The sequence below is a fragment of the Wolbachia endosymbiont of Drosophila tristis genome (assembly GCF_028981745.1).
GTDB classification, from domain to species: Bacteria; Pseudomonadota; Alphaproteobacteria; order Rickettsiales; family Anaplasmataceae; genus Wolbachia; species Wolbachia pipientis.
Map to the genome: position 1 here is coordinate 1 of NZ_JAPQLN010000044.1, position 10,713 is coordinate 10,713.

Below are 10,713 nucleotides of genomic sequence, written 5' to 3' on the forward strand. Positions count from 1 at the left end.
AGGAGCAGAGTTAGAGAATTTTTCTGGAGAGGCTGTATTACAAGAATTTTGGGCAAACTTGGTCATGTGCAATATATTATCGCTTCATATGTGTGATGCACAAGGGCCTTGGAACCCAGATCAAATTACTGATACCAATTCCCACTGCACAATAAACGGATAGATAACAATGGGAAAAAAGCCATACTATTGCCTTTCTTTCTCACCCCACAATTAAATAACTCTACAATATCGCTTATTTGATTCACTAATAATGAGAATTGGTATGAGTATCGTTTAAATTTTTCAGTTTTATTTGGTGTAATGAGGCAGAAACTCTATCAGGTACTTATTGCGCCAAAAAACTTTCAAGCCCTTTTTAAGTATACGCGCTAAAGTTAAAATCCGACCGGGACAGCCGCAATAAAGTAGATAAGCCTAAACGCCATCATGTCTTTAGGAGAGTTTGCTAATGAAAGTTCTTAAGTTGACGCCATTGGCTGAACGGATACGGAATGACACCATCCTTTTTTCTGGATTCCAGACTGGAATGACACCTCTGGACACTTCCGTCGTAAAGGAACCAGTGTCAGCTACTCGGATGACACCTTTTTTCTACTTAGTTTGGGTTATGCAAGAAGTCTAATGAAGTGAAAATAAATTTATTTACCAAAATAGAGTTGCCTTGGTCTACAGATCTTAGTTTCTTTATCATTTATCATTTCATACCACTGAGTAACCCAACCAGTGGTTCTTGCAAGTGCAAAAATAGGCGTGAACATATTTGAGGGGATATCAATAGCATTCATTATTATACCTGAGTAAAAATCAACATTTGGATATAACTTACGCACGATAAAATATTCATCCTTTAAAGCTATTTCTTCAAGTTTTTTTGCAATTTTAAGCAGTTCATTATTTTGTTCTAGTTTACTTAGAACCTCATGGCAAGCGCCTTCCAATATACGCGCGCGCGGATCATAATTTTTATAAACACGATGTCCAAATCCCATCAATTTAAATGGATCTTTATCATCTTTAGCTTTTTCGATGAATTTATCTATATCTTCACTTTGCTCTATCTCTTTTAGCATATTTATAACTGCCTCATTAGCTCCACCATGTGCTGGTCCCCAAAGTGTAGCAACTCCTGCAGAGAGGCTTGCAAACAGATTAGAACCAGCCGATCCCACCAATCTGACAGCCGCCGTAGAAGCATTCTGTTCATGATCAGCATGGAGAGTAAATATTTTATCCAGAGCTTTTGCAAAAAGGGCGCTTTTATCATTATCAACAGCATCGCCAAATATCATCTTTAAGAAATTTTCACTGTAACTTAATTCATTGTTAGCATTTATGAATTCCTGATTGTTGATATGCCTATAAATCATTGCAATAATTGTGGAAACTTGCGCTATTGCAGAAATTCCAAAATCTAGGTCTTCACCATTGACATTGTTGCCATGCTTTTCATGATAAGATGCTGACAAACTTGCAAAACATGCAACTAAGATTGACATAGGGTGAGCAGTTTTTGGAAATGCTTTAATTACATTTGTAACTTGCTCTGATACTTTGGATGATTCTTGTATTTTGAGAAGAAATTTTTTGTGTTGCTCTGAACTGGGTAATTCACCATAGAGCAATAAATAAATCACAGCAGTAAAATTATTATTCTCTGCCAAATCAGCTATATTATGTCCCCTATATTTAAGAACTCCTTCATCTCCATCAATGAATGTAATTGTAGAAGAGCATGAAGCTGTAGAAACAAACCCTGGATCGTAAGTGAATAATCCTGTCATCTTATATAAATCCTTGATATTTAACACATCAGGACCTGTTGTTCCGCTTAATACAGGTAGCTCGATTTTTAATCCATTACTTAGTTCTAATAGCACTTTTTTATCCATCACTTAAGCTACTTAAATTTTATACAGAATATACAAACTGAGGAGTATATATTAATACAGTTAACTTTACATTAACCGTATTAAGCGGTCATCAATGCTTTTACTTTTGCATTTAAGCGACTTATTTTACGCGCAGCGGTATTCCTATGAATAACACCTTTATTCACACACTTGTGTAAATTAGATTCAGCATTCCGAAATGCCAGAACAACATTTTCTTTGTCGCCAGACTTGATTATATCAACCAAATTTCTAATAGCAGTGCGAGTTTTACTTTTCCGCATCTTATTTATTAAAGTGCGCTTTGCTATTACCTTTATCATTTTTTTAGCACTCTTATGATTTGCCATATATTAATACCTAAAATACTGTACTTTTCTTTTAATTATAAAGTTTTTTTGTTAATTTGCAATATCAGTTTTTCCTATGGTTAATCTACTGCTTCTCTCTTCAATAATTTTTTCTAAACTTTGCAAGAATTCATTTTTGTTTAACCCAGGATATATTGGGGGCAATATTTCTATTACTGCCTTTCCGGGATTCTTTCTCAGAGAAAGTATGCTTTTTGGCCAAAACAAACCAGTGTTTAAAGCAACCGGTAACACAGGAACAGATAATACGCTATATAAAGCAGCAATACCTGGTTGATATTTTATATTTTGGTTTATAGTTGTTCTTGTACCTTCAGGAAATATTATTATGCTTCTATTTTCTTTTATACGCATTTTTGCTAGTTTGATTATATGGCGTATAGAACTGATACCATCTGAACGGTTAATAAAAATCATTTTCAGCGCTATAAGATGCAAACCAATGAATGGAATCCATTTCAATTCACGTTTTAAAATAAAAACCGCTTTTCTAAATAGTAGTATAAAAATAAATGTTTCAAATGGAGATTGGTGTTTAGATGCAATGATAAAAGGTTGCTTAGGGATGTTTTCCATTCCCCTCACTTCATATTTAATGCCACATAATAAACGCAGCATGAATAATACAACTCTCACCGAACAGACGAGGAAAATGGTTATTACACACTCAGAAAAGAAAATTACAGGGAGAGTAATGAAAGTATAGAATACCTCCCATAATATAAGAAAGAAATTAAACAATAAACTTGAAATCACAAACTCACATAAATTTATTTAAATTTAACTTTATTACAAATTAAAAACAATAAATTTAATTATTGATCATCTGAGTAATAGGATGCGAATCAGCTAATTTGTCCTTTAACTTTTCGTTAGCAATATGAGTATATATTTGTGTTGTAGAAAGGTTAGTATGGCCAAGAACTTTCTGTATCAACACAATATTTGCTCCGCTATTTAGTAGATGGGTAGCAAAAGAATGCCTAACCACGTGTGGAGAGATCTTATTTTCATCAATATTGCATTTTCTTACCAACTCCTTCATTAATTGACCGACCCTCTGCCTTGTAATTGGTTTATTAGGTTTATCACCTGGGAATAGCCAATCGGATTCCTTTTCTTTAGAGATCAGATTATCACGAACTGATAAATAATTTCTAAGGCTCTGCAATGCTTGTTCATTAAAAAGAATTTGCCTCTCTCTACCACTTTTTCCTTTTATTATTATATAGCATTCTTTGTTATTACTGTTTATTAAATGTGACACTTCACATAATTTCATACTAATTAGTTCAGAAACACGCATTCCAGAAGAGTAAAGGATATCTAAAATCGCACATAGCCTTTTACTGCTTATCTCTTTATTCGATTCGCTTGCTGATTTTCTCACTGTGTCCATTAGCAAAAATATTTCTTCGACACTTAAATACTTAGGCAAAGGACGAGAAACTTTTGGATTCTTTAATTCAGCATCATTAGCCGGCGCTGGATTAAAATCTATTATTCCGTCATTAAATAGACACTTGTAAAAATTTTTCATAGCGGATATTTTTCTTGATATAGAGCTACTTTTATATTTTTTTTGTGTACATAAAGATTTCACATAATCTTTAATATTGGTTTTGTTTACACCAACCAAGGTAGTGCCGCTTTCCAATAAAAATTCTTCAAGCTGGTGTAAATCCGAACGATAACTTTCCAGAGTATTTTGTGCAGCGGACCTCTCTGAAGCTAAAGCATCTATGTAATATGTTATGTAAAGATTTTCTTTTTTATTTTGCGACTGTTTATTTTTCATTATCAGTTCCTATATTTATTTCTTTGGCTATAATTTGATTAGAAGTGTTCCCTGTGTTTCTTATGAGAAAATATGAGACAAATAAAGCATTTATCAATAGAGTGAACATCACAAACTTTTGCTTTAACCTTTTTCTTAAATTTAATCTTACTCTTATCATAGTTAAATTATAACGTTAAATCTATAAAAAACACCTTATAAAGTGAGCTCTACTATAAATATAGAATACTTCTTAGCTGTATCTATCTATATCTATTATAACATAACATTGATTATAATTCTAACATGGACAGGTAGAGATTCCAATTACGTTAGTGTTATGGGTGTTAATAAATTTTTAATATACACCTTTACAAAAGAAGAAATCAAATGGCATCTTTTTTTAATAAAGTGCTAATAAAAGGAACGGTCACATTTGACCCTATAGATTCATTATCTATCTTTTCTATAATTTTATCAATGCTATAGAAAGAACGTTCTATTCTTGCTAAAATATAATTAATCACTTTTAAATCAATTTTTAACTGTTTATCTGAAAATCGTTTTATTAGCATAATTCTTAATAATTCCTCGCTTGCAGGCAAAATTTTTACGCTGATAGTTGATAATATTCGAGAACTTAAATCTCTTAGTTTGAAGTTAAGCTTTTTTGGTGAAATTGAAGAAGTGATTAGCAGCCTCTTGTCGTTTTCTTTCATGTAATTGTAACAATGTAATAACATGGCTTCATCTTTAATGTTTTGTACGTCTTCTAAAATAAAAGCATCGCTATACCTAATCTCGCTTACGAAGTTATTCACATTGATAAAGATTGCATCGTTTATTGATTGCCAAATATGAGCAAGATGAGTTTTACCGGAGCTTTTAGGTCCAAAAAGAATCAGACATTTCCAAGATAAATCATTAACTACCGAATTATATACGTGCTTATTTTCATCTAAGATGATGTAATTTTGCCGGCTATAATCAGCTTGATTGTTGTTAAATAAATTTAATTGCACGTTGAACCTCTTACGTAACCTCTTTCTGGTAGTAATTTTTGCGCAGAAATTTACTTACGCTCCTCAAATGTGTCAGGTATTCTGGGCTCATTTCTCCTCTTACCATAAATTGATTATGCAAAAGGTCTGTTAGCCGTTTTTATAAAGCTCACTTTTAAAATATTTATTGATTGCATATTCTACTGATACATTGAACATTGCTATTATTGGAATAAAAAGTAATATACCTGTAAATCCAAAATATGAAGCGCATATAGTAATTCCCAGAATAATTACAGTTGGATGTATATGAACTTTTTTTCCTATTAATAAAGGAACTAATATATTTGAATCTATTAATTGTCCAACACCAAATAATAGCAAAACAGCAGCACTTTCAAACCATCCACTAAATTGAGTGATAGCGCTCAAAAACCCAATAATGGTATATAATAATGGCCCTACGTAAGGTATGAACGTTAACATTCCTGATAAAATTCCAATAACAATAGAGTGTTCCAATCCAATTATGCTCAGACTCACAGAGTAAAAGACCATCATGACAATACATACATTTACCTGCCCCTTTAGATAATTAGATATAATGAAATCCACTTTGGAAAAATAATCTGCAATTTTTCCTCTGTAAGGAATAGGGATTAATTTACTAGCTTTTTCTATAATTAAAGGCCAATCACGTAATATATAGAAAAACACTACAGGAGTAATCACCATTAATGATACCGTGTTAAAGCTTGAACTTAACACTTGGATTATAAAGTTACTAGCAATATCAAGAGCATTCATGAAATAAGATACATAGTTGCTGTAATTTTCTGCTAGATTTTTAGATAAATGATCAAATAAGCTATCCTCGATTTTCATATTAAGAAATTCTAATACAGAGGGGATTACTTTAAACTTTAATGAAGGCACTTTACTCACTAAGAAATTTAATATTGAAGTAATTTGAACATATATAATAGGTAAAACAAATGTTATGACTAGTATAAAAGCTATTAATAAAATAAGTATTATAAAAATTACAGAACATGAACGTGGTATTCTATACTTTTCAAACTTGACTACTAGCGGATTAAACAAATATGCAATAATAATAGATATTAAACATGGAAAAATCATAGGACGCATCAGGAATAACATCCCTATTATAAAAAGCAGTATGAAACAAATAGTTATATGACGTTTTTGCATGTGTTTAGCATAGCTAATTTACTGAAAAATATGCAATTTATTTTTCCTATGTTGAAAGTATTTTACGATTTGTAATACTATCATTTTTTACTAAAATTTAGTTGTTTAATCCGCAGGCAAAGATAGATTTTGAGCTCTCTAAATATCTCTTTTGCTATTATAATTATGCTAGTTAATAGGGGAAGTAACTTTTATATGATGTCAGAAATTTTATTTTTCGGAAAGAATCTTGGATAGAGAGGAAAGCTTCTACAAAAAGAAATATGTGCGCTAAGAAATACAAAATAGCAGCATTAATAGTTGCAGCGGGAGTAGGCAGTAGATGCAATTCTACGATTCCTAAGCAATATATAAAACTGGCAGGTAAATCTGTTTTATTTCATACAATTAAAAGATTTCTGGCTAACCAATATATAGATTACATAAGAATAGCAATTAATAGAGACCATGAAAGTTTCTATGAGAAAGCTATATCACTAATTACAGACACTAAATTACTAAGCCCTGTATACGGAGGAGAAAACAGGCAAAGTTCAGTTAAACTAGGGCTTGAAAGCTTACAAAAAATTAACCCAGATTTTGTAGTTATACACGATGCTTGTAGGCCTTTTGTGTCAGATGTTCTGATAGATAACTTGGTTGAATCTATGATTAATGATCAATATACAGGAGTAGTTCCAGCAATAGAAGTTGAAGACACTATGTCATTGGTGAGTAATAGTTTTATTGAATCTACGATTTCAAGAGGAAAGCTCAGAGCCATACAAACCCCTCAAATTTTTAATTTCAAAGAATTATTATCATGCCATCAATCAGTCAAAGAATTTACTGACGATTCATCACTAATGGTAGAGCACAAAAAACATGTTGCGATTATTAAAGGTGAGAAAAGCAATTTTAAGTTAACCACAAAAGAGGATATCAATATGGCAAAGCTTCTTTTTGAAGAGCCAAAATTTCGTGTCGGAGCCGGTTATGATATACATAAGTTCATTAAAGTTCAAAATGGTGCTGAAAGCTTTATAAAAATTTGCGGTGTGAAAATTGAACACAACATGGCAATAGAAGCGCACTCTGATGGTGATGTTGCAATACATGCAATCGTTGATGCAATACTCGGAGCACTGGGATGTGGCGACATAGGAGAGCACTTTCCTCCTAGTTCCTCTGAATGGAAAGATTGCAATTCATCTCACTTTCTTGACTTTGCTGCTAAAAAAGCAAAAGAAAAAGGGTACAGCGTGTCTAATTTAGATATTACTATAGTTTGTGAAGAGCCTAAAATATCGCCTTACAAAGTAGAAATGAAGAAATTCATATCAAAAGCATTAGAAATTGATGATGAATTTGTAAATATCAAAGCAACCACTGCAGAGAAATTAGGTTATATTGGAAGAAATGAAGGAATAGCAGTGCATGCTTCTGTGTTATTGCATACAAACTTTTATTGGAAATAGAAACGAAAAAACTTACTTGACACCCTTCGCCAGCCCCCTTATCATGCAACTGAAGCTATTTATTTATCTTCTCTGTACAGATTAAATGACAAAAAAACTCAACGTATTTGGCGTCTCATGTTTAATTTTTTGCACTATGTGCACCTTATGTCTTTATCAGATTTCTAGCTATACAAGCTAAAATGCGCTTATAAAGCATTTAAAACATCAAAAAACGCCAACTTAAAAAATGGATAGTGAGTAATTAGCTACCCTAGGTTTTCTTTGCCTTTTTTTCTGTTTAGTAAATTTCTTAATGTTTATAATTTAGATTAGTTGCGGCTTAAAAGCAGATGAATCGCGGTTATTAAACGTTTAGAATAAAAAAACGCCATACTTGAAAGTATAATGTAAGTAACTAGCCAACCACGGGGCTTCTTTTGCCTTTTTTTTCGTTTGGTAAATTTCTTAAACATTTATGGCTAAACGACAATCGTCATCCCGCTACTTGTTAGCGGGATCTAGAGATACCGCGGCGGCATGACGTAGGACTGCTGTCATTTAAGTAGCTGACGCTGGAATCCAGCCTTGCTGTAATCTCATCAAGAACGTTGTGTTTTAACATAAGATCAGCCACTTTTATGCTTACCAACTTAATAAAATTCCTGGATCCAAGTAGTCAGGCTACTCGAATGACACCTTCATAAAGTGAAATGAGATCCCGCTAACAAGCAGCGGGATGACGAGAAAGGGGCTACTTGGATGATACCCTCATAAAGTAAAATGAGATCCCGCTAACAAGCAGCGGGATGACGGGAAAAGAGGTGCTAGAATGACACCGTTTACTATGTAACATCTCATCATATCACAATGTTCGTACAGTTGTGGCGGTATGACGTAGAAAAACTGTTAACTTAAATCTATATTGACATGTCCCATTTTACGCTTATCCCTAACCTCTTTTTTCCCATATATGGTTAAACTAGCTTTTTCGTTGCTCAAATACTTATGAGAATCATATATATCATTACCTATTATATTTTTCGTCATACAAGGAAAGCGTAATACTACTTCCTGCATAGGTAGCCCGCATATTATCCTAACTAGCTGTTCAAATTGACTAACGTTACATGCATCCAAGCTCCAGTGGCAAGAATTGTGAGGTCTTGGAGCTAGTTCATTAACTAACAATTCGTTATCCTTAGTAACAAAAAATTCAATAGCCAGAATTCCTATTACATCAAGCGCATTTGCTATTTTCTTTGCAGCTCGTTGTACCTCTTGAGTTAATTTACTATCTATTTTAGCTGGCACTGTTGAAGTATCAAGTATTCCATCAACGTGGTAATTTTCTGCTATAGGAAAAAAAGCTACTTTACCGTTTTTATCTCTTGCAACGACTATTGAAACCTCTTTCAGTAAATCAACACTTGCTTCAAGAATGTACTCTGTATTCCAATCAAAGGAAGCAAATTGCTTCACTTCAGAATCATTCTCAAGCACATATTGCCCTTTTCCATCATAACCCATTTCTGTTGTTTTCAGCCTTGTTGGATAGCCAAAAGCTCTACTGCTTTTCAGTAGCTCATTATAATTTTGTATACTTTTGTATTCAGCAGTTTTTATACTCAAGCTTCTAATGAAATCTTTCTCTCTAAGCCTATTTTGCGCAATGTGTAACGCTTTTTTACCCGGATAAAAATTTACATCGATATCAATTGCACTACATGGAATATTTTCAGACTCAATAGTGACCAAATCCACACTCTGTGCAAAAGATTCAAGCGCTTTCTTATCAGAGAAATCTGCTATTGTGAAATCATCAGCAATAGAACAAGCTGGATCGTCTTTAGCACTGGCAAAAACATGTATTTTTTGTCCAAGTTTTGTTGCAGCGATAGCAGTCATTTTACCTAATTGTCCACCACCTATTATTCCTATTACTTTTTTGCTCAGCGCATCTGGTTCATTCATACTATAAATTGATATTTCCTAATTAAAGTATACTTGCAAAATCTATGAAAAAAGTATATAATTAAAATACTATTTTCTTATCATGAATATTTTATAATGATAGAATACACACTAACTACCAACTTTGTTGAAGTTACAGTTTTACCAATTTATATTGAAGAGCAATCCATTCCTTATGAAAATTGCTATGTATGGATGTATAACGTTAAGATAAAAAACAAAAGCCAATCAACTATTCAATTGTTAAGTCGTCATTGGCAAATAATAGATTATAAGGGAAAAGTAAATGAAATTGCCGGAGTTGGTGTTATCGGAGAACAACCTGTGATAAAATCTGGAGAGGTATTTAAATACACAAGTGGAACATACTTAAATGTACCGTCAGGAATAATGCGGGGTAAGTATGAATTTCTGAATGAAGAAAGCATAAAAGTTTTTGAAGTTATGATACCACCCTTTTCTTTGGATAGTCCATACATCAAAACTAGACCCCATTAACTGTCAAAATAGTTTATTTGTAACCAGACTGCATTCTGTGATTTTTAGCAAAGCACGATACACAATCGTCATCCCGCTACTTGTTAGCGGGATCTATGCTAAGATACCGCGAATGAATCGCGGTATGACGGTTCGCGGCGGCATAGCTATCTTCAAAAATATGGTTGAATAATTGTTAATAATAGTGTATAATTATTAATATTTTTAAGCACTTTGGCTATGGCTTTATCTAAGTTTCTCGACCCTAAGCTGGATTTAACCTTCAAAAAAATATTTGGCACTGAAAAAAATAAGAATATTCTCATACATTTTTTGAATGATATTTTAGGGTTTACCGAGATAAATACTATACAAGAAGTGGAATTCCTCAGTACTATAATGGATCCTGAAATTGCCTCTGATAAGCACAGTATAGTTGATGTTCTTTGCAGGGACTCTAGTGGGGCTAGGTATGTGATTGAAATGGTGCGACCTGAAAGCCTTCGGTCATATTGTTTAAAAGGAGAGGAATTCATTCAGAAAGAAACTGAAAGGATTCTAAAGCTTATT

Annotated in this window: 11 protein-coding genes and 1 pseudogene; 4 read left to right on the forward strand and 8 right to left on the reverse strand. The window is 32.9% G+C overall.

What is annotated here, in order from left to right; all coding sequences use genetic code 11:
* Positions 1 to 267: 267 nt before the first annotated feature.
* Positions 268 to 452 (forward strand): annotated as a pseudogene (locus OZD64_RS01310) (IS4-like element ISWosp8 family transposase); the annotation flags it as partial.
* 189 nt (positions 453 to 641) lie between these two features.
* Here OZD64_RS01310 and OZD64_RS01315 read toward each other — a convergent pair.
* The 7 genes from OZD64_RS01315 to OZD64_RS01345 all read right to left on the reverse strand — a co-directional run bounded on the left by OZD64_RS01315 (position 642) and on the right by OZD64_RS01345 (position 6,256).
* On the reverse strand, positions 642 to 1,892 hold the full coding sequence (locus OZD64_RS01315; RefSeq protein WP_274999166.1) for a citrate synthase: 1,251 nt from the start codon (positions 1,890 to 1,892) through the stop codon (positions 642 to 644).
* Between the two features lie 80 nt (positions 1,893 to 1,972).
* Positions 1,973 to 2,242, reverse strand: coding sequence for a 30S ribosomal protein S20 (gene rpsT, locus OZD64_RS01320; protein ID WP_010081981.1), 270 nt, complete (start codon positions 2,240 to 2,242; stop codon positions 1,973 to 1,975).
* A gap of 51 nt (positions 2,243 to 2,293) precedes the next feature.
* Positions 2,294 to 3,019: a lysophospholipid acyltransferase family protein gene (locus tag OZD64_RS01325; protein WP_010963063.1), complete on the reverse strand. Its 726-nt coding sequence runs from the start codon at positions 3,017 to 3,019 to the stop codon at positions 2,294 to 2,296.
* Between the two features lie 55 nt (positions 3,020 to 3,074).
* Complete coding sequence (locus OZD64_RS01330; protein WP_274999167.1) at positions 3,075 to 4,061, reverse strand: tyrosine recombinase; 987 nt, start codon at positions 4,059 to 4,061, stop codon at positions 3,075 to 3,077.
* Positions 4,051 to 4,221 (reverse strand): hypothetical protein, encoded by a 171-nt coding sequence (locus OZD64_RS01335; protein WP_007549057.1) that lies wholly within the window; start codon positions 4,219 to 4,221, stop codon positions 4,051 to 4,053. The genes OZD64_RS01330 and OZD64_RS01335 overlap by 11 nt, the downstream gene beginning before the upstream one ends.
* A 205-nt stretch (positions 4,222 to 4,426) precedes the next feature.
* Positions 4,427 to 5,062, reverse strand: coding sequence for a DnaA ATPase domain-containing protein (locus OZD64_RS01340; RefSeq protein ID WP_006280257.1), 636 nt, complete (start codon positions 5,060 to 5,062; stop codon positions 4,427 to 4,429).
* Between the two features lie 129 nt (positions 5,063 to 5,191).
* Complete coding sequence (locus tag OZD64_RS01345; RefSeq protein WP_010963061.1) at positions 5,192 to 6,256, reverse strand: AI-2E family transporter; 1,065 nt, start codon at positions 6,254 to 6,256, stop codon at positions 5,192 to 5,194.
* Between the two features lie 263 nt (positions 6,257 to 6,519).
* Between OZD64_RS01345 and OZD64_RS01350 the strand changes: the two genes are divergently transcribed.
* On the forward strand, positions 6,520 to 7,713 hold the full coding sequence (locus OZD64_RS01350; RefSeq protein WP_010963060.1) for a bifunctional 2-C-methyl-D-erythritol 4-phosphate cytidylyltransferase/2-C-methyl-D-erythritol 2,4-cyclodiphosphate synthase: 1,194 nt from the start codon (positions 6,520 to 6,522) through the stop codon (positions 7,711 to 7,713).
* 888 nt (positions 7,714 to 8,601) lie between these two features.
* On the opposite strand, the gene OZD64_RS01355 is transcribed toward OZD64_RS01350, so the two are convergent.
* A complete protein-coding gene (locus OZD64_RS01355; RefSeq protein WP_010082017.1) occupies positions 8,602 to 9,666 on the reverse strand; it encodes a 5-(carboxyamino)imidazole ribonucleotide synthase in 1,065 nt (354 codons plus the stop codon).
* A gap of 96 nt (positions 9,667 to 9,762) precedes the next feature.
* Between OZD64_RS01355 and apaG the strand changes: the two genes are divergently transcribed.
* A complete protein-coding gene (gene apaG / locus OZD64_RS01360; RefSeq protein WP_274999168.1) occupies positions 9,763 to 10,164 on the forward strand; it encodes a Co2+/Mg2+ efflux protein ApaG in 402 nt (133 codons plus the stop codon).
* A gap of 219 nt (positions 10,165 to 10,383) precedes the next feature.
* Positions 10,384 to 10,713, forward strand: a 330-nt coding sequence (locus OZD64_RS01365) for a PD-(D/E)XK nuclease family transposase (protein WP_274999169.1), incomplete at its 3' end; no start/stop codon positions are given.

Bases quoted from the DNA above. Each gene is read 5' to 3' on its own strand.
- OZD64_RS01315 (WP_274999166.1), bottom strand. From the start codon at position 1,892: ATGGATAAAAAAGTGCTATTAGAACTAAGTAATGGATTAAAAATCGAG.
- rpsT (WP_010081981.1), bottom strand. From the start codon at position 2,242: ATGGCAAATCATAAGAGTGCTAAAAAAATGATAAAGGTAATAGCAAAG.
- OZD64_RS01330 (WP_274999167.1), bottom strand. From the start codon at position 4,061: ATGAAAAATAAACAGTCGCAAAATAAAAAAGAAAATCTTTACATAACA.
- OZD64_RS01335 (WP_007549057.1), bottom strand. From the start codon at position 4,221: ATGATAAGAGTAAGATTAAATTTAAGAAAAAGGTTAAAGCAAAAGTTT.
- OZD64_RS01345 (WP_010963061.1), bottom strand. From the start codon at position 6,256: ATGCAAAAACGTCATATAACTATTTGTTTCATACTGCTTTTTATAATA.
- OZD64_RS01350 (WP_010963060.1), top strand. From the start codon at position 6,520: ATGTGCGCTAAGAAATACAAAATAGCAGCATTAATAGTTGCAGCGGGA.
- OZD64_RS01355 (WP_010082017.1), bottom strand. From the start codon at position 9,666: ATGAATGAACCAGATGCGCTGAGCAAAAAAGTAATAGGAATAATAGGT.
- apaG (WP_274999168.1), top strand. From the start codon at position 9,763: ATGATAGAATACACACTAACTACCAACTTTGTTGAAGTTACAGTTTTA.